27 protein-coding genes are annotated in these 24,175 nt (G+C 44.5%); 10 read left to right on the top strand and 17 right to left on the bottom strand.

The genetic code is table 11. The features are described 5' to 3' along the window. The 8 genes from arsA to ACSVDI_RS09905 form a co-directional block, all read right to left on the bottom strand. On the bottom strand, positions 1-1,737 hold the full coding sequence (gene arsA, locus ACSVDI_RS09870) for an arsenical pump-driving ATPase (protein WP_457942561.1): 1,737 nt from the start codon (positions 1,735-1,737) through the stop codon (positions 1-3). After that, positions 1,738-2,133, bottom strand: coding sequence for an arsenite efflux transporter metallochaperone ArsD (gene arsD / locus ACSVDI_RS09875; RefSeq protein WP_017551002.1), 396 nt, complete (start codon positions 2,131-2,133; stop codon positions 1,738-1,740). Positions 2,134-2,148: 15 nt separating this feature from the next. After that, positions 2,149-2,781, bottom strand: a complete 633-nt coding sequence (locus ACSVDI_RS09880; protein WP_457942563.1) for a class I SAM-dependent methyltransferase — start codon at positions 2,779-2,781, stop codon at positions 2,149-2,151. A gap of 1 nt (position 2,782) precedes the next feature. Further along, a complete protein-coding gene (arsB, locus tag ACSVDI_RS09885; protein ID WP_457942565.1) occupies positions 2,783-3,841 on the bottom strand; it encodes an ACR3 family arsenite efflux transporter in 1,059 nt (352 codons plus the stop codon). Then, entirely contained in the window at positions 3,838-4,383 is a 546-nt protein-coding gene (locus ACSVDI_RS09890) for a DUF2703 domain-containing protein (protein ID WP_457942567.1), read from the bottom strand. Before ACSVDI_RS09890 ends, arsB begins: the two co-directional genes overlap by 4 nt. Continuing rightward, entirely contained in the window at positions 4,376-4,711 is a 336-nt protein-coding gene (locus tag ACSVDI_RS09895; protein ID WP_457942568.1) for an ArsR/SmtB family transcription factor, read from the bottom strand. Before ACSVDI_RS09895 ends, ACSVDI_RS09890 begins: the two co-directional genes overlap by 8 nt. Before the next feature lie 185 nt (positions 4,712-4,896). Then, positions 4,897-5,340 (bottom strand): hypothetical protein, encoded by a 444-nt coding sequence (locus tag ACSVDI_RS09900; protein ID WP_457942569.1) that lies wholly within the window; start codon positions 5,338-5,340, stop codon positions 4,897-4,899. A gap of 17 nt (positions 5,341-5,357) precedes the next feature. After that, positions 5,358-6,068 carry a hypothetical protein gene (locus tag ACSVDI_RS09905; protein WP_457942571.1) on the bottom strand — a complete coding sequence of 237 codons (711 nt, stop codon included), beginning with the start codon at positions 6,066-6,068 and terminating at the stop codon, positions 5,358-5,360. A gap of 408 nt (positions 6,069-6,476) precedes the next feature. Here ACSVDI_RS09905 and ACSVDI_RS09910 point away from each other — a divergent pair, with 408 nt between their 5' ends. Both ACSVDI_RS09910 and ACSVDI_RS09915 read left to right on the top strand, forming a co-directional pair. Beyond that, on the top strand, positions 6,477-6,773 hold the full coding sequence (locus ACSVDI_RS09910; RefSeq protein WP_457942573.1) for a transposase: 297 nt from the start codon (positions 6,477-6,479) through the stop codon (positions 6,771-6,773). A gap of 11 nt (positions 6,774-6,784) precedes the next feature. Further along, the gene (locus ACSVDI_RS09915) at positions 6,785-7,672 is read left to right on the top strand and encodes an IS3 family transposase (RefSeq protein WP_457945632.1); all 888 of its coding nucleotides are present in this window, start codon (positions 6,785-6,787) and stop codon (positions 7,670-7,672) included. A gap of 440 nt (positions 7,673-8,112) precedes the next feature. On the opposite strand, the gene ACSVDI_RS09920 is transcribed toward ACSVDI_RS09915, so the two are convergent. The 5 genes from ACSVDI_RS09920 to rlmD form a co-directional block, all read right to left on the bottom strand. Further along, a complete protein-coding gene (locus tag ACSVDI_RS09920; protein WP_457942575.1) occupies positions 8,113-8,622 on the bottom strand; it encodes a helix-turn-helix domain-containing protein in 510 nt (169 codons plus the stop codon). A gap of 505 nt (positions 8,623-9,127) precedes the next feature. Further along, entirely contained in the window at positions 9,128-10,060 is a 933-nt protein-coding gene (locus ACSVDI_RS09925; RefSeq protein ID WP_457942577.1) for a recombinase family protein, read from the bottom strand. Positions 10,061-10,087: 27 nt separating this feature from the next. Further along, the gene (locus ACSVDI_RS09930) at positions 10,088-10,327 is read right to left on the bottom strand and encodes a hypothetical protein (protein WP_457942579.1); all 240 of its coding nucleotides are present in this window, start codon (positions 10,325-10,327) and stop codon (positions 10,088-10,090) included. A 93-nt stretch (positions 10,328-10,420) separates the two neighbouring features. Continuing rightward, complete coding sequence (locus ACSVDI_RS09935) at positions 10,421-10,849, bottom strand: hypothetical protein (protein ID WP_457942581.1); 429 nt, start codon at positions 10,847-10,849, stop codon at positions 10,421-10,423. A 320-nt stretch (positions 10,850-11,169) separates the two neighbouring features. Then, positions 11,170-12,435 (bottom strand): 23S rRNA (uracil(1939)-C(5))-methyltransferase RlmD, encoded by a 1,266-nt coding sequence (gene rlmD, locus ACSVDI_RS09940; RefSeq protein ID WP_457942582.1) that lies wholly within the window; start codon positions 12,433-12,435, stop codon positions 11,170-11,172. Between the two features lie 302 nt (positions 12,436-12,737). Here rlmD and ACSVDI_RS09945 point away from each other — a divergent pair, with 302 nt between their 5' ends. The 5 genes from ACSVDI_RS09945 (at position 12,738) to ACSVDI_RS09965 (ending at position 17,082) form a co-directional block, all read left to right on the top strand. Beyond that, complete coding sequence (locus ACSVDI_RS09945) at positions 12,738-13,307, top strand: glycerol-3-phosphate responsive antiterminator (RefSeq protein WP_457942583.1); 570 nt, start codon at positions 12,738-12,740, stop codon at positions 13,305-13,307. Positions 13,308-13,476: 169 nt separating this feature from the next. Then, positions 13,477-14,919, top strand: a complete 1,443-nt coding sequence (locus ACSVDI_RS09950) for an FAD-dependent oxidoreductase (protein ID WP_457942584.1) — start codon at positions 13,477-13,479, stop codon at positions 14,917-14,919. Beyond that, a complete protein-coding gene (locus tag ACSVDI_RS09955) occupies positions 14,912-16,174 on the top strand; it encodes an NAD(P)/FAD-dependent oxidoreductase (protein WP_457942585.1) in 1,263 nt (420 codons plus the stop codon). Before ACSVDI_RS09950 ends, ACSVDI_RS09955 begins: the two co-directional genes overlap by 8 nt. Continuing rightward, a complete protein-coding gene (locus ACSVDI_RS09960; protein ID WP_457942587.1) occupies positions 16,167-16,523 on the top strand; it encodes a DUF1667 domain-containing protein in 357 nt (118 codons plus the stop codon). The genes ACSVDI_RS09955 and ACSVDI_RS09960 overlap by 8 nt, the downstream gene beginning before the upstream one ends. Before the next feature lie 94 nt (positions 16,524-16,617). Then, on the top strand, positions 16,618-17,082 hold the full coding sequence (locus ACSVDI_RS09965; protein ID WP_457942589.1) for a hypothetical protein: 465 nt from the start codon (positions 16,618-16,620) through the stop codon (positions 17,080-17,082). Between the two features lie 102 nt (positions 17,083-17,184). On the opposite strand, the gene ACSVDI_RS09970 is transcribed toward ACSVDI_RS09965, so the two are convergent. Next, positions 17,185-18,564 carry a citrate/2-methylcitrate synthase gene (locus ACSVDI_RS09970; RefSeq protein ID WP_457942590.1) on the bottom strand — a complete coding sequence of 460 codons (1,380 nt, stop codon included), beginning with the start codon at positions 18,562-18,564 and terminating at the stop codon, positions 17,185-17,187. 347 nt (positions 18,565-18,911) lie between these two features. Further along, complete coding sequence (locus tag ACSVDI_RS09975) at positions 18,912-20,510, bottom strand: ABC-F family ATP-binding cassette domain-containing protein (RefSeq protein WP_457942591.1); 1,599 nt, start codon at positions 20,508-20,510, stop codon at positions 18,912-18,914. A gap of 182 nt (positions 20,511-20,692) precedes the next feature. On the opposite strand from ACSVDI_RS09975, the gene ACSVDI_RS09980 reads away from it, so the two are divergent. Together ACSVDI_RS09980 and ACSVDI_RS09985 are read left to right on the top strand one after the other, a co-directional pair. Beyond that, entirely contained in the window at positions 20,693-21,064 is a 372-nt protein-coding gene (locus ACSVDI_RS09980) for a metal-dependent transcriptional regulator (RefSeq protein ID WP_457942593.1), read from the top strand. Positions 21,065-21,110: 46 nt separating this feature from the next. Beyond that, complete coding sequence (locus ACSVDI_RS09985) at positions 21,111-22,034, top strand: CFI-box-CTERM domain-containing protein (RefSeq protein WP_457942595.1); 924 nt, start codon at positions 21,111-21,113, stop codon at positions 22,032-22,034. 216 nt (positions 22,035-22,250) lie between these two features. Here the strand turns inward: ACSVDI_RS09985 and nagB are convergent, their stop codons facing one another. Beyond that, positions 22,251-23,003, bottom strand: coding sequence for a glucosamine-6-phosphate deaminase (nagB, locus tag ACSVDI_RS09990; protein ID WP_457942597.1), 753 nt, complete (start codon positions 23,001-23,003; stop codon positions 22,251-22,253). Between the two features lie 182 nt (positions 23,004-23,185). On the opposite strand from nagB, the gene ACSVDI_RS09995 reads away from it, so the two are divergent. Continuing rightward, positions 23,186-23,575: a putative ABC transporter permease gene (locus tag ACSVDI_RS09995; protein WP_457942599.1), complete on the top strand. Its 390-nt coding sequence runs from the start codon at positions 23,186-23,188 to the stop codon at positions 23,573-23,575. Between the two features lie 220 nt (positions 23,576-23,795). Here ACSVDI_RS09995 and ACSVDI_RS10000 read toward each other — a convergent pair whose 3' ends face one another. Further along, a complete protein-coding gene (locus ACSVDI_RS10000; RefSeq protein ID WP_457942601.1) occupies positions 23,796-24,143 on the bottom strand; it encodes an MGMT family protein in 348 nt (115 codons plus the stop codon). Positions 24,144-24,175: the final 32 nt, after the last annotated feature.

Raw genomic sequence — 24,175 nt, forward strand, 5'->3', positions numbered from 1 at the left:
TTACAGCGCCAATAAGCGTTCACCCTTGATATCTTCAGGACTCCATGAAATCAGTGCGAACTTTCCATTTGCATGTTCATTGATGCGGTTGAGCCATTCTATTTCACCAGTTGCCTTAGCCACCAGTATGGGATTTGTCGTATCCGTGCCGTAAAGTGACTGATTGACCACCCACCACTTAGCGGCGATACCCGCGCGCTTTAAATCATCTTCAAGACGGAGAGCCTCATAAACGGGAGTCGCTTCCGGTAGGGTTACAATAATGACCTCGGTTTCGTCTGATTTCAACCGCGGCAACAATCGCGCCACCGATTCGGGTATCTCGCCCTTAGTACGTTCTATTTCGTGATTATAACTCTGTGTGGACTCCAACAGGAGCAGGGTATGACCTGTGGGAGCAGTATCAATAACTACAACCTGATCGTCTGCCATGTCAACTAATTCCGCAAATGCACGGAAAACAGCTATCTCCTGTGTACAGGGTGAGCGAAGATCTTCTTCGATATAGGCAATATCCTCGTCACTCATACCGGATGCGCGTGCCTTGGAGAGCACCTCTTGCTGATACTTTTTAAGCTCCTTAGCTTCATCAATATGGCTCATGGATATACCGCTTGTTTCGTCTATCACAAATTTTAAATGTGCAGCCGGGTCAGTAGTGGTAAGGTGGACTTTCTTTCCTCGCTTTGCAAGTCCTAACGCAACAGCAGCCGCAACGGTGGTCTTGCCTACACCGCCCTTACCCATCGTAAATATGACGCGCTTGCCTTCTGCTGCTAATTCATCTATCACATCGCTGAGCGAAGGAATATGGTCAGTATTCAATTTTCGCGGCTCAGTAGGGACATAGTTGGTAGTAAGTAAAGCACGCACATTTTCCAAACCAGTGACATTATACGAGCGTAAAGGTACTATATAGATTGGAAACGCCTTTAAGGCTTTCGGCATATTAGATATAGCTGCCTGCTGTTTTTCGTAAAGGCTGTTTGATAGAGCGTCTGTATGCTCCATCAATAATCCATTGATAACCAGCATCTGATTGTTAACACCTAACGCAAACAATTCATTGGAAGCACGTTCAGCTTCTTTAAATGGTGCAGTTTCCGGTCTGGTAACAAGTATTAATGTAGTCTGACTGCCATCCGACAATGTTTCCACAGCTTGCTGATAAATCGATTTTTTGCTCTCTAAACCTGATAGTTGACCGAGGCAGGATGCGCCATGCGTGCTTTCACTTATGAACCTGCTCCAAGCAGAAGGAAGCTGAAGCATTCGTAGGGTATGGCCAGTAGGAGCAGTATCAAAAATAATATGATCGTACTCCTTCTGAACCTTTTCGTCTGTTATGAAATTAGAGAACTCGTTGAATGCTGCTATTTCTATGGTGCATGAGCCAGAAAGCTGCTCCTCCATATTTGCGATAACAGAAGCTGGCAACTTACCCCGATAAGGCGCGATTACGCTTTCCCGATACTCAGCTGCGGCCTGTATAGGGTCGAGGTTAGCCACATATAGATTAGGCACACCGGGGATAGGCGTACCTTTGTTGCTCAATTCAATCGAGAACACGTCTTGGAGGTTGGAAGCCGGGTCGGTACTGATGAGCAGCACACGTTTGCCTTTGTCTGCGAGAGAAACGGCGGTGGCACAGGCGACGCTGGTTTTACCAACGCCACCCTTGCCGGTATAGAAAAGATATTTCGTTAAATGGATGTTTTGCGGATCGAATTTATTCACTTAACAGCAACCTCCCTTACAATTACATCCCCCAGAATTTTTCTTAGAAACCTTCACCTTGACGGACGTGCTCTTCACTCCCAACACATCTCCGGGAAGATCAAGCAGCTTGGTGAACTCTTCATTGGTAGGGTAGCGGCCAGTAATAACAATCTCATCATCAACCATAACTACCGGTAATCCCTCTGTTCCTTTTTCATTGATATAGGCATTGATGGTCTTATTTTTGATAAATTCAGCAGGTGCACTGTTAAGGTTGAAGCGATCAACAATTACACCATGTTTTTTTAACGTATCAAGCACTGTAGAGATACGCAAAAGTTCAGGGTCTACTCCCACGCCACAGAGTCCGGTTGGGCAGCACATCGCAGGTTCAAATATTTTCATTTTTTTCATGAAGAACAACTCCTTTTATATAGATGATTTTTCAGCTGAAGCAATAAAGATGTTAATTGCGGCACTACTGCAGGATTCACAGGAATCGCAGCAGCATTGTTCATTTAAGTCTTCAATTTTTATATTGGACAAGTTCGCTTCGGTAAACCATTTTCTGATATCCGAGCGTTCAAAGCCAAGCCAGACATCAAACTGTTCTTTGCGTAAAAACTCATAATCATGCCGGTCCAGATCAGCAATCACTAATTTACCACCGGGCTTCAGTATGCGTGTCATCTCTGAAATCGCCTGACCCGGATTTTCAACATGATGCAAGAACATATTTGCCATCACATAATCGACGCTGTCACTTTCCAGAGGAAGCGAATATGCATCCGCCTGTAAGCAGACGATCTCACCGACAGAACTGTATTTCTGCTTTAATACATCAAGCATTTCCTGCGACTGGTCGATTGCTACTACGCGAAGCTTTCTGTTAAGCAGTTCCTGCGTTACAAAGCCGGTACCTGCGCCGACATCAACAGCAGTCAAACCTTCTTTTACCTGTGCAGCCTCGCACATTTTCTCCCGGATACTGTCGAAGAAAAAAGATTGTCTTATTTCATCCCACTCGTTTGATATTCGGTCAAAATATTCTTTACTCTTCATATTAAACACTCCTTTCCGCAGGGAACCAGTGCCTTGTATTATTCGCTATCTTCACTAATATCAACATAACAGGTACTTCCGTCAGAACCCCTACAATGGTGGCAAGTGCAGCCGGACTTTGTGTTCCAAATAATGAAATCGCGACGGCAACTGCCAGTTCAAAAAAGTTTGAGGCACCAATCATACCGGCAGGCGCTGCTATCTCATGGGGCAGTTTTATAGCCTTGCTTGCCAGGTATGCAATGAAAAAGACTAGGAAAGTCTGAAGAATCAACGGTATGGCAATCAAAACAATATGCAGTGGATTATTCAGAATTACATCGCCCTGGAATGAAAAGATTATTATTAATGTCAGCAATAGACCTATGGTCGTGATATTTCCGAACTTCGGTATGAAACTCTTTTCAAAATACTCGAGACCACGCTTTTTTGTGATGGTATTACGGGTGATTATTCCGCCAGCCAGCGGGATAACAACAAACAATACTACGGACAAAATAAGAGTGTCCCAAGGTATGGTGACACCGCCGACACCCAGAAGAAACGCAACTATAGGCGTGAAAGCTATGAGAATTATAAGATCATTTGTTGCCACTTGCACGACAGTATAAGCCGCGTTGCCTTTGGTCAAATAACTCCATACAAATACCATCGCTGTACACGGTGCCGCTCCAAGAAGTATTGCTCCCGCAAGATAGTCTTGTGCCAATTCTGCCGGAATTAGAGGTTTAAAAATTACGAAGAAAAACAGCCATGCAATGCCGAACATGGTAAAAGGCTTTATCAACCAGTTGGTTATCCATGTAACGAAAAGCCCCTTAGGATTTTTGCCTACATTTCTAATACTTTGAAAATCTACTTTTAGCATCATTGGATATATCATAAGCCAGATTAAAATCGCCATAGGTATTGAAACATTTGCATATTCAAAACGTCCTAAAAACGCTGGGATTCCAGGTAAAAACTTTCCAATCAGGATACCCACTGCCATACAAAGAAGCACCCAAACCGTTAAGTATTTTTCAAAGAAACCGATTCCTTGTGTTTTTTCTCTGCTCATATCGTATTACCGCCTTTCTCACACCGTTCAGCTTTATCCTTGTATGCCTTGGCTATAAAATATTTCTTTAAATTTTCAGGAAGCTGATAGGCTTTGCGCTCAGGCTCACGTTGCCCGGTGTTATATACCTCGCGCAGGATGGCGTCCACAATCAATTCCTTTGGAGGGGACGTGTATTCGACTCCATTATATACCCATACACGGCAGTCAACATTATCTCCGCAAAGCGTTCCACAATCTTCGCAAAGTGATTCTCTAAGCTCTACTGCGATGTCATTTCCATTCACGCGGATGGTCGGCGAACTGATAAATTGATACTCAATCGCCAACTCCTTCGTTGTAATATTTACTTTGTTTACCTTGACTTCATATCCTGCCGCATTAAGTACCACGGCTACGCTGGAAACTGCTTCGTCCAGTGCCTTTTCAGTATCCTGGCATCTACCGCAAACGGTCGTGTCCAGATACAGAAAATCAATGTTGATCGGTTTTTTCGGCTGCGGCTGGCAACAGTTATCGGAAGAACAGCAACATTTACTCATTTTCATTACACCCCTTACAACAATTAGAATTTTCTTTGCAAATACAATTTTCTTTAGCGGATGTGATAGCACAGAAAAACTGTTTTGTTTTGCTGATGGTATCATCATCCAGCGAGTAATACGTCCATTTGCCTTCTTCACGCGCTTTAACAATCCCACATTCACACAGGATTTTCATGTGATGAGACAATGTGGATTGGGACATTTCAAACTTCTCCAGAATATTGCAGGCACAAAGCTCCCCGCAGGAAAGCATATCTACGATCATCGCTCTTTTGGGATCTCCCAACGCTTTAAACACTTTCGTGTTATCCAAGTAGTAATCCATAACATCACCTCAAATCTAAAAACTTCGATATGATATATTATATGCGTCAAATCGAAAAATGTCAATTTGATATATGAATTTAAAATAAAATATTTCATTAACATTTTTATCGGAGCTGTTTCTTCATTTAAATAGAGAAGCATCCGCTAATTACGGATGCTTAATAACCATGTATATAAACCTTTTTAATCCTCATTTAGATCCACTAAATTATCCTCAAAAACGAACAAGTTTTGAATTGGAATTTGTTCGCGCAAATAATATGTCAGATCAGTATCGCCAACCGTCACTCCACCACAAAGTGCCCCCTTAAAATTATGAGATTTACCGTCCGTATCTGTAATTTTCATTTCCCAAGTTCCTATATCAGTAGCATAGTAAGTCAATTGGTCACTTTCTATATACTGTGAGAAAAGCTCCAATATTTCCTTTACTGCGGATTTTCCTATATTAAACTGTTGCTTTCTAGAAATGTCGAACTGACCAAAACCATTTCCATACTTATATCCTGTAAACCATATTCTACCACTAGCAGATATAGTCAAATGCTGTTCCACTTCGTCATCAGGAAGTGGTTCTGGACCAAAGCATATATTATTTGATATAATTTTTACTTTTTGTATCTGCAATCGGAACACCCCCTGTGCTATTCCCTTTTTAATACTGGCAAGACAGTCTCTAAATATTGCTGCCAATATCCTTCGTCATCGCCTACCATATCATGAAGCCAATAATACATAAACAGAATTTCAAATTCTTGCTTTCTGCCTTTTATAAAGGGCTTTTTCGGTATTCTTCTGTATAGTGAATCAATATTAAAGAGATTACTTTTCTGCTTATAATCGTAGTCATACTTTCTCCAAGTATATTGACTCTTCTTTCTATGTGTTGAAGGCCAAATTTCCTCATTATCATAAAAATTATTTATCCAATCATATGCAAAAGCAAGAAGATTAACCTGATATTTTGTCCATGTATTATTGATCCAATCACTAATTTCTTCAGTAATTGTCGGTACTCCAAACTCAAAATGCTTTTGGCTTTGAACCCGATGATAATCTTTGATAAAAAGGAAAAGCATTTCAGTCTGATCTTTAAGAAACGGCAGTTTCTTAATAAGTTTAGTATAGCAATCATATGAAATATTTCTAAACTCGCTGTCCGAATTATATAGGAAAAACAGTTCATACTCCCTCAGTATATTACCGATATACCTGTGGATCTGTTTTCCATATTCATCGTAAATACCCACCACCCATTCTCTAACTTCAGGCTCATAATCTTGAAGCTGCTTACGATACTTGTCTAATTTTTCACTATGAAGTACTGTTTTTTCTTCGGCTTCAGTAGTATTCAAATAGTTGTTAAAGTACTCAAATACGTAATCCACACAAATTTTTAAATTTTGAGAACGTGCTTCAATATCAAATTCATTGAGTCTATCCTCTTTTTTCTATGAGCAATATACTCTTCAATACTCAGCATTTGCTCACCTCCAAAAATAGCACTGACTTATCTAATAAGGAATTAAATACCCGACTTATGGCTGCTTGATGAATAGCTCTTTTATTAATCAGTCACTTTACTAAATGCTATTCATTATCTCTTTCATGCTGTCAATTAAATAGTCCTTTTCAGAATCTGACACCTCGCTGTTCTCTTGCAGGCTGGCAATATAGGATTTAATAATATCTGGTCTGCTACAATTTTCATTGACTCCTGAAATAGGTGGAAGTAAAATAAAAACGCAAAGGAGTCGAAAAAAATGGGAAACAAAACGGTGTACGACAGAAGCTTCAAGGAAGAAGCGGTAAAAATGGCTATGGAAACAAACGTGAGCAGAGCGGCGCGGAATCTGGGGATACCGGAGAACACAGTCCGCAACTGGGTAAAACGGACGGTCGAAAGACCGGACAATCCGTTTATCGGCAGCGGACATAAATATGTATCGCCGCAGGACGCTGAGAAAGCCGCCTTGCTCAAGGAATGCCGGGAATTGAAGCGCGCCAATGAAATATTGAGGGAGGCTCTCGGTTTTTTCGCAAAGAGCCAAAAGAAGTAGAACCAGTAAAGCTGTACGGATTTGTTCACACCCGGCTTAAGGGATGCAAAATATCCGAAAAGTGCAGAGCTCTGGGAGTTTGCAAGCAGGGCTATTACAAATGGAAGCAAAACATGAATAAACCGTACAGGCACGCCGATCTTTTGGTTAAGATAAAGGCCATGCTTGATGAAGATCCGGAAAACAAAGAGAACTACGGTGCAAGCCGGGTATACCTGAGACTATCCCAGACTGCATATAACTATACCGGAAGCTATTCGACAGTTTATCGTGTAATGAAAGCAAATAATATGCTGCATAAGCCGAAGAAAAATCCGAACAGCCTGACAAAAGAGGATGCCGAAGCGCAGAAGAGCGAGAATCTGATAAAGCAGGACTTTTCAGCCGATATCCCTAATACAAAATGGCTTACGGACATTACCGAGGTGCCGACCGCAGACGGAAAGCTTTATGTTTCTCCGGTTCTGGATTGCTTCGACGGACAGATCGTGGGTCTTGCTGTGGATAACAGCATGAAAAAAGAGCTGTGCATCAACGCATTTGAGCAGGCTTGCAGGCGGCATAGCGCAAAAGGTATGATAATTCATTCCGACCGCGGCTCCCAGTATACCAGCCGTAAATTCCGTGAAACCCTTCGGGAATATGGAGCGTCGCAAAGCATGTCCGGCACCGGCAGATGCTATGACAACGCGAGGATGGAAAGCTTTTTCGCGACATTGAAGAAGGAAAAGCTGTACAAAATCAAGACCGAGCTGCTGCCGATGGAAACCGTCAAGAGCATTATTTTCCGTTGGATATTCGCCTATTATAACCGGAAAAGGGTTTATACCGGCAACGAGGGAGGATATCCGCCCTGCGTTAAAAGGCAAATGTATTACGCCTCAAGGCAGGCGGCATAAAACCGTCCGCAAATCTTGACTGCGCAATTAAAAGCGCTCGCAAAGCATTGCCGACGGCGAAGGGGAACTCAGAAATATCGCGCTCTGCACAGCCGCCGGACAAAAAATTATAGCACTTTTAATCGCTAACGCAGTCAAGATCAAGCCGCCGTCCCGGCGGTTGCTGCCTTAATTGCCTCCGGCTCGGAGAATCTTGAAATATCGATTGTGATATCAATTTTAAATTTCCACCAATTTATTGAGTCAATGAATATTGACAAGTCCAAATACTGCCTTTATGGACTTGTTTCCGCGAAGCGAAAAATTTTGATTTCGCTCAATGGGTTTCATGCCCATATGTGCGAAAAGCCTTGATATAGAGGTAAATTTAATTCTATACTCGGACTGCATTTATGGAGTTAAATTAAAAATCCAAACCATGCCACAGCAAGCATCGTATTTTATGCCTTCTTCCGTGTCAGGATAATTCCAATGATTCCCCCAATAAGGAAAATCGGTGCAAACCTGAAAAACACCCATTCAAATGCATGATAAGTTACCCCGACAACAGCAGTTTCAGGGCTACTATAATCCCAGCCCAAATAAGGACTGTTTGCAACCATTAACCCGGCAGCAATTATTACTATTACCGCGCACAGTGAGATAAAAAGCCAATGAATTGCTTTTCTTCTCGATGTTTTTCTTTGTGCCAGCTGCAGGTTTATAACCTCAAGCTTTTCGGAAATTGCTTTTAAGTCATCAGCCTTTGACTCAGCAACATTTTCTCCAAGTAAAGTACTTACAGGTGTTTCAAGCACCTCCGAAATACCAATTAACATATCAGAATCCGGGACTGATAATCCCTGCTCCCATTTAGAAATTGTTTGACGTACCACATTCAGTTTGATGGCAAGCTCTTCTTGGGAAAGTCCTTTTGCTTTTCTGATTGCTTTAATGTTTTCATTCAACATTAGGCATAACCTCCTTTTCTTCGTCAACACGATTGTATGAGGAATTGCCCGTTGCTGCAAGCAACGCAAATTAACATTCGGGTTTCGATATGAAATAAAATACAACTCACTATAGCTACCAACCACTCAACAACAATTTTTTCTCTTATTATCGTTCCAATAGTCTCGCGGTATCGACAGGACAGTTACACCCCCGATTTTTGGACTATCCGACCAATGGTATCGAGGCGATAGTCTCAATGGCATTTTTGACCAGTTTCGGTTATATGGCTGGCGGCTTCGGTCACGATTTCAAAACCACGATTCACACTGGAATATGCCAAAAATCTTATTTTAAGCCATTACTCAACTATTATGCCTGTTTTCTCGTAATCAATACTACACACTCCACGTGAAATTGGTAGGTTTTTTCACATCTTCTCTAAAACAACGTAAAAACCCTGTATTTAAGCCAATTTTACATCTATTCTGTTCACTCAAAAAACAATTTTTGATTAGGCTATTTTTATTTAGAGTACTTCTTTGAGCTATATTTTCTACTCTTCCTCTGGAACCCATCTTCGCTTTTTACAATATTACTTCGGTGCTGTTTTTCAATCTGCACCGCTTGAAACGTTTCCTTAGAAATTATCGCTGGATTGTTGTCTTCAGATAAATAACACAAGTCATGCTTTCCGTTATCCAGCAACCGTACATTGCCAATGTACTTTTCATTACTAAGGATTACTTCAATTGATCTCTTAGGCCATTTGTTCTTTCCTGTAGGGGACTTAATGCCCATCCGTTCAAGTTCTTTTACAATACCTAAAACACTCTTGCCCTGTAGGTAAAGATTATATATTAATCGCACGTTTTTTGCCTCTGACTCATTAATAGCCAGGTTTCCATCTTCATCATTATAATACCCATAGCATTTTCTGTTATAAAGCTTTGAGGTACCTTGTGCAGCACGTTGTTTGATTCCCCACTTAATATTTTCACTGCGTGACTCATTCTCTGCCTGCGCTATTGATTCGATTATGGAAATCATGAGAGCATTATCCGTATCAGCTGTATCAAGCACTTCCTGTTCAAATATAACACGAACGCCGAGATTTCTTAGCTGGTTCAATGCATCAAGAATTTCTACTGTATCTCGGCCAAATCGGCTGATGCTCTTGGTTAGGATAATTTCTATATCACGAGACTTACAGTCCTGCAGCATACGAGTAAATTCTTTTCGAGAGGAACCCGTCTTGCTAGAAGCAATGTCAATATATACATCAACCAATAGCCATTTCGGATTAGCTGATGTTAATCTAGTTAGCGCAGATACCTGGGCTGCAAGACTTTTCAGTTGTTCCGTACTATTTGTACTCACACAGCAGTAGATACCGACCCGCTTTTCTCGTTTCGGAGGCAATGGTGGTATAAAATGAATTGTTTTATTATCAGCCATGATAAACCTCCTTTATTTTTTTACTCCTTACCTTATTTTTCGCCATTTTAAATTCAGCGCTTTGATGTACGAACCCGTATAATTTAAATCTTCTTTTTCCAAAGCGTCATCCGCCCAAAAAACACATTCATTTTCAACAAATAAACATGCACTAAAAATTTCTCGGCTATAGTTTTCTTGTGCATGTCTTAAATTCATTGATATTAAGCCCTCAAAGCACAATTCCACTACACCATACCAACCTGAATTATCGAAAGTTACCGTCAAATTTCTTTCCTTATAATTCTCAACATACAATAATCTTTCAATTGTTGAATCATGAAATCCTGCAAATACATTAAAAAATGCATCTGCATCGCTTTAAGTCTTTATATATGTCCAATTGTCAATGTCACTCGGTTCTCTTATTTGAATTGAACACTCACTTCTTGGTACAGCTCTGTTTCTAAGGATTCGGAACATAAAATCAAAATCCTGAAAAACCTCATTATATCCGGAATATTGCTTTATAAAAGACTTCATACCATTATTCTCAAGGTAAAAATTGAGTTCCAAAACTTTACCTTTATCATATGTTACCCAATTATTTGTGTCAGAATTGATAATCTCTATCAATGGAGGCAACATGATAGAGTCCTTGTTTTCTTTATCCAAATAATCCACTAGCTCGAACGCATCTTCCCTAGGGTTATATACGATATTGCGCTCATAATAACCAATATCAATTTTACCGTAAATAATAGATTTATAATAAAATCCAGTCTTTTTATCAAACACACGCGCAAACAATGATCTAACCTCCTTTTGACATGATGACTATTAATCATCTTGGGTTATTTTGGAGATGTTGATTAGGCTATATTGCCCGTAAAATTTCAACATCTAATCTGTTCACACAACCTCAAAAATTTCTGAAAAGACATCTAAATCGACCACTCGCAAACACATGTTATCTAACCTGTACACTCACAAAGCGCTGACATCTAAATCGCTCTGTCACAAGGTTTTTTAGCTGTTTCGACTTGTTCTCATGAAGTGAAAATCAGCTAATTTACGTGCAGTGGTTTTTGGGATGGAAACCTCGAAATGCCCTTATATCAAGGCCTTTTTTACACTTGATTTTTCACCTTTGACATCAATACTACCGTCTCAACATGATACGTGTGCGGGAACATGTCCACCGGCTGAATTTTTTCCACCCGGTAACCGTGAGCGGTAAGGAAGTGAAGGTCGCGCTCCTGTGTTTCCGGATTACAGGAAATATATACGACCTTTTGGGGAGAAAGCTTAACCAGGGAAGACAAAAACTTCCGGTCGCTGCCCGCGCGGGGAGGGTCCATGAAAACCACGTCCGCCTTCTCGCCTTCGCTGGCCATCGCGCTCATAAATTCCCCTGCATCGCCCTCATAAAAACGGGCGTTTTTTATTTGATTCAGCCGAGCGTTTACAATCGCATTGCGGACTGCGTCGCCATTCACTTCCACGCCGATTACGCTTTTTGCGCCGCCGCTGGCCGTTAAACCGATTGTGCCAATCCCGCAGTATGCATCGATTACCGTTTCTTTGCCGGTCAGCGCTGCATATTCGATTGCTTTTCCATACAGGATTTCCGTTTGAACCGGATTAATCTGATAAAAAGATTTTGCCGAGATGCGAAATGTGCAGCCGCAAAGCTTGTCTTCGATATAGCCCGGACCGTAAAGCACTTTTTCCGCCTCGCCCAGCACCATGCTCGTGTAGCGGTCATTGATATTCAGAACAACCGTGGTAATTTCCGGATGTGCCTGCAGAAGCGCGTGAATAAAATTATTTTTTGCCGGAAGAACCGGTGAAACCGTGACCAGAACCACCATAACCTCGCCGGTGGAAAAGCCTCGCTTCACCAATACATGGCGCAGCAAACCACGGCCGGTAGTTTCATCATAGGGTTCCACCCGAAAGTCCTTCATCAGGCGGCGGATGGTCACAATAATCCGGTCTGCCGTTTCATCCTCAATCATGCAGGAATCCACTGGAACCACCCGGTGTGAACTGGATTGATAAATTCCGGAAATGATGCGCCGAGAGCGGTCCACAGAAAAAGCAGCCTGCACTTTGTTACGGTAATGATAGGGATTCTCCATGCCGATAATCGGTTCCACTGAATGGAATTTTCCCAAAAGATGCTGCACTTTTCCCTGCTTCCACTGCAGCTGGCGTGGGTAACTCATGTTCTGAATTTGGCATCCGCCGCATTTGCGGTAAAGCGGGCAAGGATTTGGATTGCGTTCCCCGGCATGGTCGGAAGTTGTTTTCTGCACGCGAACCGGCGTATGCTCCGGTACACGTTTTACGGCTTTTGCTTTCTTGTTATATTTCTGATTGATCTGTTTCATTTAAGATCTCCGTTCAAGATGTTCATCCAAACCCGGTTTTGGTTTTAGATTGGTTTACTACGCCGATTCTAAAATTCTGTTTCTTCCCGTCACCAGAATAATGGATTCAGTTCAATTTAAACATATGAAATTATTGTAACATACGGGTTCCAATTAAAACAGTCAAGGCAGTGAAAATTCCGTAGAAATGCGGCAGAAATTGTTTGCGATTCTGGACTTTTTGCCGCGTCTGCGTTATAATAATACGGAAAAAAGACAGGATTTGCCCGAATCCCGACAGGAACGGACGGCGGTGCGGCTTTATGACAAAAGAAGAATTGTTTCAGGATTTGGAAGTATCGCCTGTCATTCCGGCTATTAAGAATGACAAGGGCCTGAATCAATGCCTTTCCTGTGAAAACAAAGTGGTTTTTGTTCTGTACGGGGATATCAATACGATTCCGGGTATTGTGCGGAAGCTGAAGGACGCGGGAAAATCGGTTTTTGTTCATATTGATTTACTGGACGGACTTGCTGCGCGGGAAGCAGCTGTGGAATATCTGAAGCAGAACACCTGCCTGGACGGCATTATTTCCACAAAGCCCGCGCTGATTCGGTTTGCCAACGCCAGCCATCTTCTTACCATTCAGCGCTTTTTTGTACTGGATTCCCTTGCGCTGGAAAATATTCGCAAAGCCGATCAGCCCGATAGTGCGGATTTGGTGGAAATTTTGCCCGGTTTAATGCCGAAAATTATTAAAAAGCTGAATGCAGAAATTAAAAAGCCTGTAATTGCAGGCGGATTAATTAGTGATAAGGAAGATATTTTAACGGCGTTAAGCGCCGGAGCGGTCGCGATTTCCTCTACAAATGAAGAAGTTTGGACCATGTAGTTTCGCAAGCTTACAAAGCAAAATATATAATTCGTTACTGCAATTTTACCGAAAGAGTATGAGAGCAAAAGGTAAAACGGCCTTCGGCTGTTATGCCTTTTGCTCTTTTTTACTTGGCAGAATAATTTAAGTCTTATCGGTTGTCTGCCACCTTAAAGGAGGATATTCTATGTACGATGTCGCAATCATCGGCTGCGGAATTACAGGAGCCGCAGCAGCGTACGAGCTGAGCCGCTATCAGCTGAACACCGTAGTGCTGGAGAAGGAGAATGACGTCTGCGACGCTACGACCAAAGCAAACAGCGCCATTATTCACGCAGGTTACGACCCTTTGCCGGGAACTTTGATGGCAAAACTGAATGTGGAAGGAGCCGCGCTGGCCAAAGAGCTCTGCCACAGTCTGGATGTACCATACAAGCAAATCGGTTCCCTCGTACTTGCGTTCAGCGAATCGGAGCAAAATACCCTGCATACCCTTTACGAACGCGGCGTTCAGAACAGCGTGCCGGGAATCCGGCTGCTCAGCGCGGAAGAAGTCCGAGCCATGGAACCCGCCGTTTCGGAACAAGTCACCGGCGCGCTGTATGCGCCGTCCGCCGGTGTGGTAAGCCCGTGGGAATACGGCATTGCCTTGGCGGAAACCGCTGTACGTAACGGCGTAGAGTTGAAACGGTCTTCCGAAGTACGGTCGATTAAACGAATCGAGAACGGGTGGCGGATTTCGACTGCAAAAGGCGATGTGGAAGCAAAGTACATCATCAACGCGGCCGGCCTGAACAGCGCCGCCGTGCATAACATGGCGGCGGAACCGAAATTTCACATTGAACCGGTAAAGGGAGAATATTACCTGCTTGATAAATCCGAAGGTTCCCGAGTCAGCCACATTATCTTCCAATGCCCGAACGAAGACGGCAAGGGGGTGCTTGTCTCCCCCACCGTTCATGGAAATTTAATCGTCGGGCCAAATGCGCAGCATGTGGAGGACTATACCGACGTTTCGAACACCGCGCAGGGACTGCAGTTTGTCAAACAAGCCGCCGTCCGGTCAGTGCCGTCCATCGTATTCCGCGATAATATCCGCAATTTTGCCGGACTGCGTGCTACCAGTGAGAAAGACGATTTTATCATTGAAATCGCCGCGCCCGGTTTTGTGGATTTGGCCGGAATTAAATCCCCGGGTCTGTCCGCCGCGCCCGCCATTGCAAAATATGCGGTTGAACTGCTCCGGAAGGAAGGATTGGTAACCGTCAACAAAAGCTGTTGGAACGGAAGTCGAAAAAAGGTTCGCTTTGCATCTCTATCCCCAGAAAAAAAGAATGAACTGATTCGGCAGAATCCCGCCTACGGCAGAATCATCTGTCGGTGCGAAACAATTACAGAAGGCGAGATTCTGGATGCACTGCACAGCCCGATTCCCCCCTGTTCCTTGGACGGCGTAAAACGCCGCGCCGGAAACGGGATGGGCCGCTGTCAGGGCGGATTCTGCGGGCCACGCGTGCTGGACATCATGGCGCGCGAATACCGGGTCACACCGGAAGAAATTCTGCAGGATGTGGACGGCAGCTACATTCTGGTGGGAGAAACCAAACAGGGAGGAAACGCGAATGTATGATCTGATTGTAATCGGCGGAGGCCCCGCCGGACTTGCGGCCGCCTGCAGCGCATGGGAAAACGGCGTTCGAAAAATTGCCATTATTGAACGGGATAAGGAGCTTGGCGGAATTCTAAACCAGTGCATCCACAACGGATTTGGACTTCACTATTTTAAAGAAGAGTTAACCGGGCCGGAATACGCTGGGCGCTTTATTGACATGTTGAAAAGCACAGAGGTTCAGGTAAAAACGGACACCATGGTTCTGGACGTAACAGAGGAAAAAGGAGTTCATGTTGTCAGCGCTGCGGAAGGGTATCAGGTTCTGAAAGCAAAATCCATTCTTCTTGCCATGGGGTGCCGGGAGCGCACCCGGGGTGCGATTTCCATTCCAGGCAGCCGGCCAGCGGGGATTTTTACGGCAGGCGCAGCGCAGCGGTATGTGAACATGGAAGGACACATGGTTGGAAAACGGATTGTTATTCTCGGCTCCGGGGACATCGGGCTGATTATGGCGCGCCGCATGACATTGGAAGGTGCAACCGTGCTGGCCTGTGTGGAACTGATGCCGTACTCCGGCGGACTGAACCGCAACATTGTGCAGTGCCTACAGGACTATAACATCCCACTTTACCTTTCCCATACCATTACGGATATAAAAGGACGCGCGCGGGTCCGTCAGGTCACAATCGCGCAGGTGGACGAACAGCGCAGGCCGATTGCGGGAACGGAAAAGACCTTTGACTGCGACACGATCCTTCTTTCCGTCGGCTTGATTCCGGAAAACGAACTGTCCAAAAAAGCTGGAATTCAGCTGGACAGAAGAACCAACGGGCCGGTCGTTTTTGAAAATATGGAAACCAGCATTTCAGGAATTTTTGCGTGCGGCAACGTAGTCCATGTACATGATTTGGTGGATTTTGTTACGGCGGAAAGCCAGCGAGCTGGAAAAGCCGCCGCGCAGTACCTTGCGGGCGGTGCGCCGTCCACCGGAACGGTTCTGGAACTGCACAATGGTGACGGCGTAACCTATACGGTTCCACAGAAAATCCGGTTGGAGCATCTGGAGAAAAACGCAGAAATTTTCTTCCGCGTCAACCGAATCTGCGGAAAAAGCGAAATTTACGTTACTTCCGGCGCAGAGCTGATTACCCGTTTTCCGCGCGAACATCTTGCGCCGGGTGAAATGGAACATATTGTTCTTCCGAAACAACTGCTTCAGAAATGCAATTCCGGCAACATAACCGTTTCCATCAAGGAGGTTCCCAATGACTGAACTAATCTGCATTGTATGCCCGAAGGGCTGCCACTTGAAGGTGGATGAGCAAAACGATTACGCGGTGACGGGCAACTCCTGCCCGCGCGGCGCGGAATATGGACGCGCAGAGCTGACAAACCCCACCCGCGTGGTAACGTCAACAGTTAAAATCGAGGGTGCTTTGCATCCGCGCTGCCCGGTGAAAACCAATGCTCCGATTCCCAAAAAATTTGTGATGGACGCAGTGCGGGCTTTGAACGGAATCTGCCTGCACGCACCGGTCACCGTTGGGCAAGTCATTCTAAAGAACGTATGCGGTACCGGCGTGGACTTTATCGCAACGCGGAATTTGGAAAAGTTCTATTGAGATCCTTGTACAATTTCCCAATTTTATGGTATGATATTATAGAATTAGACAAATTATGCACAATTCAATTGGGAAAGGAGAAAAAGAAAAGGGAATGCAAATTGCAAACAAGCAACTGGCTTCGATTCGTTCCAAATGCACCATTTATCTTACTAATGCGACATCCGGGTTTCAGGGCTTTGTTTTCAGTGAATATTACAAAAAAACATTTGAATTCCACAACGAGGTTGAAATGCTGTTAGGCTTGAATGATTTGTTCGACGACATTGACTTTCCCCAGGCAGCATATCAGACCAGAAGTTTTTTTGATAAGCCTATACCAAAAATCATACGAAAGGTTGAGGACACCTTGGAGAATAAACCGAACGAAACCATTGACAATTCCAAAACGACTTTTATTGTGAATGTGCAGTACCGGCAAAACGCCTCGTGGCAGGGCTCCATCACCTGGGTAGAGCAAAGCCGCACCCAGCAGTTCCGCAGCGCATTTGAAATGATTCAGTTGATGAACGAAGCGGTCAGTCAGGGGCAGATTCAAAAAATTTCCTGGGAAGAATAAATTTTAAAACAGATAAAAATAAGGGAGTATTGCAGGATGGAATTTATCCTGCAATACTCCCTTTTTGCAAACCGCCAGTCGGTCGTTTCGCACCGCTGTTCCCTATGTTCTGTCATGCAGAGGAACATAGACACGGCGTGCTGCAATGCTCTTGTACGCGGGGCGAATAATCTTTCCGGTATTGATTTGTTCTTCCAGCAGGTGGGCGCTCCATCCTGCAATACGGGCCATGGCGAAAACCGGCGTGTACAGTTCCAGCGGAAGCCCTAGCATGTGGTACACAAAGCCGCTGTAAAAGTCGATGTTCGCGCTGACACCCTTGTATGTTTTGCGTTCCTGCGCAATCACTTCCGGCGCAAGGCGCTCCACAAGCGAATACAGCTGATATTCCCGGACAAGCCCCTTTTCCTCCGAAAGTCTCTGAACAAATTTGCGGAAGATATCCGCGCGGGGGTCGGAAAGCGAATAAACTGCATGACCCATACCGTAAATCAGGCCTGCGTGGTCAAATGCCTCTTTATGCAGCAGTTTTCTCAAATAATCGGTGACCTTATCCTCGTCCGTCCAATCATCGATGCTCTGCTTCATGTCTTCAAACATTTTCATGACTTTAATATTTGCCCCGCCGTGCTTCGGCCCCTTCAGGGAACCAAGTGCGGCCGCAATAACGGAATATGCGTCCGTACCGGACGACGCAACCACGTGGGTGGTAAAGCTGGAGTTGTTTCCGCCGCCGTGCTCCGCGTGAAGCACAAGCGCAAGGTCAAGAATACGTGCTTCCAGTTCCGTATACTGCTGATCCATGCGCAGCATGCAGAGAATATTTTCCGCAGTGGAGAGCTCCGGTTTTGGCGCGTGGATGAAAAAGCTGTTGTTCGGATTCTGATTGTGTACATAAGCCTGATACCCATAAACGGCAAGCTGCGGGAACAGGGCAATCATTTCAAGACACTGGCGCAGCACGTTGGGCAATGAAGTATCGTTGGCTTTCTGGTCATACGCGTAAAGTGTCAGTACGCTTCTGGCGAGGGTATTCATCATATCGAAAGTTGGAGCCTTCATAATAATGTCGCGCACAAAGTTGGTCGGCAGGGTGCGGTATTTGGAAAGTAGGTCTTTGAATTTGCATAACCGTTCCGCCGAAGGCAGCTCCCCAAACAGAAGCAGATATGTAGTCTCCTCAAAACCAAACCGATTTTCTGTAAGGAATCCCCTGACAATATCTTTAATATTGATTCCACGATAGTACAATTCCCCCTCGCAGGGTACGCTCTGCCCGTCTACCTGCCGGGAGGACACAATTTCCGAAATTTCTGTAAGACCGGTCAGAACGCCTTTGCCGTTCAAATCGCGGAGACCGCGTTTTACATCGTATTTCGCATACAGGCTCGGGTCAATGGTACTATGGCTGGTGCAAAGATCCGTCAGATCCAGGATTTCCGGTGTGAGAGCGAAAAAATCGCTGTTTGCGTTTCTGGCCATTTGCTTAACTCCTTTTCATAAGAAATATTAAAATGAATTTTTTTAAGTCATGTTATTCTTTATCTGTATAAAAAACCGGAACTTCCTGTAACTGTTTTTTACAGGTAAAAGCTCCGTTTCTTCTTACTTTGTAATCTGTTTTAAGAATATGGCTTAAAATCGTCGTTTAATCCTATTAAATAGTGTATAATATGAATTATAAATTAAAGTATATCAGTTCTTTAATTTTATGTCAACTGAAAAAGCATGAACGAATTATGAATTTCAAATGAAAAAACATGCAAAAAAATCCTTCGTCCGTTTGGGGGAAGGATTTTTTTAAACCAAATATTTAATATTGTAACACGTTACGACAAAATTCCGTCCCTGGCTTCCAAATATTCATCGTACGTTGTCATACGGTCAATTAGGCCGTCTTCTGTCAGTTCAATAATCCGGTTTGCAATCGTCTGCACAAACTGATGGTCATGCGAAGCAAACAGGACAACCCCTTTAAAATCAATCAGCCCGTTGTTCACCGCCGTGATGGATTCCAGGTCCAGATGGTTCGTGGGTTGGTCCAGAACCAGTACGTTAGAACCAAACATCATCATGCGGGAAAGCATGCAGCGAACCTTTTCCCCACCGGACAGCACACTGACTTCTTTCAGGACGTCATCGCCGGAAAACAGCATTTTCCCAAGGAAGCTGCGCAGATAGGTTTCCGTTGTGTCGGAAGAATACTGCTCCAGCCACTTCAGGATGCTCAGTTTGCAGCCGTTGAAAAACGCGGAATTGTCCTGCGGAAAATAAGACTGCGTAGTGCTTACGCCCCATTTGTACGAACCTTCGTCCGGTTCCATTTCGCTCATCAGAATTTTGAACAACGTGGTGTTGGCAATTTCATTGGAACCGACAAACGCAATTTTATCGCCCTTGTTGACCCGGAAACTGACATTGTTCAGCACCTTTACCCCATCGACCGTTTTGGAGAGTCCCTCCACGGTAAGAATCTCTTTTCCGGGTTCGCGGTCCATAGTAAAGCCGACAAACGGATAGCGGCGCGAAGAAGCGGGCATCTCTTCCACCGTAATCTTTTCGAGCAGCTTTTTACGCGAAGTCGCCTGCCTTGATTTGGACTTATTGGCGGAAAAGCGCTGAATAAAGGTTTGCAATTCCTTGATTTTCTCCTCCGCCTTCCGGTTCTGGTCCCGCATCATACGCTGCATCAGCTGGCTGGATTCGTACCAAAAATCATAGTTGCCAACGTACATCTTAATCTGGTTGTAATCGATATCTACAATATGGGTACAAACATTATTCAAGAAATGACGGTCATGCGATACGACGATTACCGTCCCCTGATAATCAATTAGAAATTCTTCCAGCCAGGCAATGGATTTGTTGTCGAGGTCGTTGGTTGGTTCGTCCAGCAAGATAATGTCCGGCTGGCCGAACAGGGCGCTTGCAAGCAGAACCTTGACCTTATCCGCACCAGGCAGTGAACTCATTTGGGAATACAGGATGGAACTGTCCATGCCAAGGCCCTGCAACAGGCGGCCGGCTTCGGTTTCCGCATCCCAGCCGTTCAGTTCCGCAAATTCCGCCTCCAGGTCCGCGGCCAGTATGCCGTCCTCATCGCTGAAGTCTTCTTTCGCATAAAGCGCGTCCTTTTGTTTGGACACTTCGTAAAGCCTGGGATTGCCCATTATAATCGAATCCAGCACGGTATATTCGTCAAATGCGTGATGGTCCTGCTTCAAAACAGACATCCGCATTTTCGGGTCGATGGTGATTTCACCCTTTGTGGGTTCCAACTGCCCGGAAAGCAGCTTTAAAAATGTAGATTTCCCGGCGCCATTCGCTCCGATAACGCCGTAGCAGTTTCCAGCCGTAAACAGAAGGTTCACATGGGAAAATAAGGTCTGCCCGCTGAAACTAAGCCCTAGGTCGGTTACTGTAATCATACTACCTCCAAAAAAACAAGTGGTTTTTGCCAAGTGTGCAATTTTACATTCGATTTTACTATTCTAACATAAATCGACTCGGATAAAAATAGAAAAAACAGAAAGGTATTGCGGAGATAGTTGTTATATTTAAGGAATAATGCTATAATAACTAGAATATCAGCAGCTAAGGAGGTTTACCTGTGAAAATTCAGGAATCCGGGGAAAATTACTTGGAAACTATTTTGATTCTTCAAAATAGAAATGGATCCGTCCGCTCTATCGATGTTGCAAATGAACTGGATTTTACCAAAGCCAGTGTCAGCCGGGCTATGGGCATCCTGAAAGAGGCCGGTTTTTTAATTATGGAGCAAAACGGGAACCTTGTGCTGACAGACGCCGGACGGAAAAAGGCGGAAGCGGTTTACGAACGTCACAGACTGATTGCGGAATTCTTGGAAATGACGCTTGGAATATCCCACGAAACAGCAGTACAGGATTCCTGCAGGATTGAACATATCATTAGTCAGGAAACTTTTGACCGAATGAAGGAGTACATTCAAAACCGGGCTTGATAATAAGGTTTGAATCGGACGGCCCGCAACGGAAGGATGTTCAGTAATGGAATATGTGAAAGCGAACTGCCCGCACTGCGGCAAGGAACTTCAAATACCGCAGGATGCGGAACAGATTGTTTGTATGTACTGCGCAAAACCGATACGCGTAGCTACCGTGCTGCAAACGCAGGCGGAAGCGAAGCAGGATGGCCAGCAAACCGGAGAAAATTACGAATCACTCATGAAGCAGGCGGAAACGCTGCTAAACGACGACCTGTTTCTTGCGCAAAATAACATTTATTCACTGAAACAAAACAACTACGAAAAGTTTTTTCAGGATTATGAGCAATCTTTCCGCCCCGCGCTGCATGCTTACAGCCTGGCGGCCACGGAAGGCAGCGACGCGGCAGACCGGTTTGCCCATGTGCTTTTTGAAAGATTTTTAAAAAGTCTAAAACAGGAGGGCGTAAAAAAAGAAAGCGACCCCCGCTTTTTCGACTGCCGCTACCTAATTGTGGCTTACACCATTCCGGCCATTATGGAATATCATACCCCCGCCGCGGAAGAACTTGCCGACCGTTTTCTTGCGGTCTGGAACGAGCACTACCCGAAAAACAAACTTGGAAAATCGACTTTTGACCAAATCAGCAACGGGTTTCGCAAAAAGTTATGCTTTATTACTACCGCTGTTTGTACCAGCCTCGGCAAAGGCGACGACTGCGAAGAACTGAATGCGTTCCGCTCGTTCCGCGACAACTGGCTGGCAAAAACACCGGAGGGGCAGGCAAAGATTCGGGAATATTACCTGTTTGCGCCGATGATTGTAAACAGAATTGACCAATCCGAACGCAAAGAAAGGATTTATCAAGCCATTTGGGAATCCAGCCTTGCGCCCTGTTTGGAGAAAATACGCTGTGGTGAAAACGAGGCCTGCGCTAAACAATATGAACAGATGGTACGGGAGCTTGAAGAGCACTGGCTGAGCTAGGCGGTCTTGAGGAAAATCGTTTCAAAGCCGTTCCGGTTACGGCTGAACTTGGATTCGCCCGAACCGACCCTATTACAATCTAAAAAACACCCGGTCAGGAAATCCTGAACTGCACCCCATTTGTTAGACAGTATGATATACTGAAAACAAATGGGGTCATTTCATCCTGACCGGGTGTTTTTAATTGATTCGATTTCGGATTCGATTTCGAAATTGTCAGCCAATCGCTTCCGGGTATTTGGAACGAATCAGCGAAAGCGCTGCTTCGTCCGCAACAACCGTTAAATCGTTGTGCAGCTGCAGGATGGACGCCGGCACCTTCGGGGTAACCGGGCCAAACAGCGAACGGCAGAGAATATCGGCCTTGTTTTCTCCATTGGCAACTAACAGCAGCTTTTTCGCCTGCATAATAGCCTTAATTCCCATCGTAATCGCATACTTCGGAACCTGATCCACCCTTTCAAAAAAGCGAGAATTGGCATCGATGGTTTTCTGCTTCAACTTCACGCAATGCGTCATCTTGTCAAAATCCTCATCGGGTTCGTTAAAACCGATATGGCCGGTATGCCCAATTCCGAGCAGCTGAAGATCAATTCCGCCCAAATCGTTGATGATTTTGTCATAACGGCGGCATTCTGCATCCACATCCTGCGCCATTCCATTCGGTACATAGGTATTTTCCATGGAAATATTGATATGTTTGAAAAAGTTCGTATTCATATAATAGCGGTAACTTTGCTCATGGTCCCCCGCCAGCCCACAGTATTCATCCAAATTGACGCTGCGAACCTTTGAAAAATCCAGATCTCCTTTTTTGTACCAGTCGATCAGCTGCTGATACACACCCAACGGTGTAGAGCCTGTTGCAAGCCCTAGAACCGAATCTGGAAATAAGATTACCTGAGCAGAAATAATATTCGCTGCTTTTCGGCTCATACTTTGATAGTCCGGCGCACTGATAATTTTCATCCGACATCCCTCTTAAAAAATATTTTTACCGAAAACAAATAAATTAAAATATATTTTTATTATATCATAAATTTGGTAAAACTCAAGATGGAACCTTTAAAAAGACAATAATTAGCAACACAGCGCAAGTATAAACCACCCCATTCTGCAAAAAATTCAAAGGAACAGATTGGGGGGTAAATATGAAAAAAAGAGCATTTTTATTTCTCACCGGAGGAACCATATATCCTACGCTCGAAATCGCCGCGCGCGGCCGGACGGATTTTTCCATGGCGGTAGCCGGCGGGCTGTGCCTTTGCTTGATTGACCAAATCTGCAATAATCGGATCAAAAACGAACCGATTTTTATTCGCTGTGCGGCCGGTTCCGCAATCATCACTTCGGTGGAATTTATCATCGGCGTAATTGTGAATATAGTTCTGAAAATGGACGTGTGGGACTATTCCGCTATGCCGCTAAATATATTGGGGCAAATATGCCTGCCCTTCTCCCTGCTTTGGTTCGTCGCGACGATTCCCGCAATGGGACTATGCAAACTTTGCGACCGCTCTGCTTTTCTAACAAACAACTGATGCTGCCGCAGCAACCAGCATATTAGCATATTCATCACTAGGGCAAACCGTTTCCTTGGTAAATTTGTGTCAAACGCAGGACGGCTGCGAAGAACGGATTACCCAAGTACAAGGAAAATTAGAAATCGTGAAAGCCATAAAAAACGGTGCAGAACTTAAAATTCTGCACCGTTTTTTATCTTTTCATTTATACAGCCATTTTAAATCGGAAAAATAGCGATTACTTCTGCGGCGTTTCTGTGCGAAACAGTTCCCACCGGCAAGCGTCCATATCGACCCTTCCATCCGGTAAAAATGCAACGCCTTCCGCTTTCAGTAGTTCTCTTCGCAGGTCAGCATACGGGCCGCCGGCAAGGGTTCCGTCGGCCATGACCACGCGCTGCCAGGGCAGCCCGTCCGGACAGCGGCGCATGGCCCACCCAACCATCCGTGCTGCCCGCGGTTTCCCAAGCATCCAGGCAATTTGTCCGTACGAGATAACTTTTCCGAAAGGAATTTGTGCGACTATTTGATAAACTCCGGCAAAAAAAGAACTGGATTCCTGATTCTCCTGATTTTGTTTAGCCATACCTCATTCCTCCTCATTTTATACAGCGAATT

The organism is Caproiciproducens sp. LBM24188 (assembly GCF_054130445.1).

Bases quoted from the DNA above. Each gene is read 5' to 3' on its own strand.
- arsD (WP_017551002.1), bottom strand. From the start codon at position 2,133: ATGAAAAAAATGAAAATATTTGAACCTGCGATGTGCTGCCCAACCGGA.
- ACSVDI_RS09880 (WP_457942563.1), bottom strand. From the start codon at position 2,781: ATGAAGAGTAAAGAATATTTTGACCGAATATCAAACGAGTGGGATGAA.
- arsB (WP_457942565.1), bottom strand. From the start codon at position 3,841: ATGAGCAGAGAAAAAACACAAGGAATCGGTTTCTTTGAAAAATACTTA.
- ACSVDI_RS09890 (WP_457942567.1), bottom strand. From the start codon at position 4,383: ATGAGTAAATGTTGCTGTTCTTCCGATAACTGTTGCCAGCCGCAGCCG.
- ACSVDI_RS09895 (WP_457942568.1), bottom strand. From the start codon at position 4,711: ATGGATTACTACTTGGATAACACGAAAGTGTTTAAAGCGTTGGGAGAT.
- ACSVDI_RS09910 (WP_457942573.1), top strand. From the start codon at position 6,477: ATGGGAAACAAAACGGTGTACGACAGAAGCTTCAAGGAAGAAGCGGTA.
- ACSVDI_RS09920 (WP_457942575.1), bottom strand. From the start codon at position 8,622: ATGTTGAATGAAAACATTAAAGCAATCAGAAAAGCAAAAGGACTTTCC.
- ACSVDI_RS09925 (WP_457942577.1), bottom strand. From the start codon at position 10,060: ATGGCTGATAATAAAACAATTCATTTTATACCACCATTGCCTCCGAAA.
- rlmD (WP_457942582.1), bottom strand. From the start codon at position 12,435: ATGAAACAGATCAATCAGAAATATAACAAGAAAGCAAAAGCCGTAAAA.
- ACSVDI_RS09945 (WP_457942583.1), top strand. From the start codon at position 12,738: ATGACAAAAGAAGAATTGTTTCAGGATTTGGAAGTATCGCCTGTCATT.
- ACSVDI_RS09950 (WP_457942584.1), top strand. From the start codon at position 13,477: ATGTACGATGTCGCAATCATCGGCTGCGGAATTACAGGAGCCGCAGCA.
- ACSVDI_RS09955 (WP_457942585.1), top strand. From the start codon at position 14,912: ATGTATGATCTGATTGTAATCGGCGGAGGCCCCGCCGGACTTGCGGCC.
- ACSVDI_RS09960 (WP_457942587.1), top strand. From the start codon at position 16,167: ATGACTGAACTAATCTGCATTGTATGCCCGAAGGGCTGCCACTTGAAG.
- ACSVDI_RS09965 (WP_457942589.1), top strand. From the start codon at position 16,618: ATGCAAATTGCAAACAAGCAACTGGCTTCGATTCGTTCCAAATGCACC.
- ACSVDI_RS09970 (WP_457942590.1), bottom strand. From the start codon at position 18,564: ATGGCCAGAAACGCAAACAGCGATTTTTTCGCTCTCACACCGGAAATC.
- ACSVDI_RS09975 (WP_457942591.1), bottom strand. From the start codon at position 20,510: ATGATTACAGTAACCGACCTAGGGCTTAGTTTCAGCGGGCAGACCTTA.
- ACSVDI_RS09985 (WP_457942595.1), top strand. From the start codon at position 21,111: ATGGAATATGTGAAAGCGAACTGCCCGCACTGCGGCAAGGAACTTCAA.
- nagB (WP_457942597.1), bottom strand. From the start codon at position 23,003: ATGAAAATTATCAGTGCGCCGGACTATCAAAGTATGAGCCGAAAAGCA.
- ACSVDI_RS09995 (WP_457942599.1), top strand. From the start codon at position 23,186: ATGAAAAAAAGAGCATTTTTATTTCTCACCGGAGGAACCATATATCCT.
- ACSVDI_RS10000 (WP_457942601.1), bottom strand. From the start codon at position 24,143: ATGGCTAAACAAAATCAGGAGAATCAGGAATCCAGTTCTTTTTTTGCC.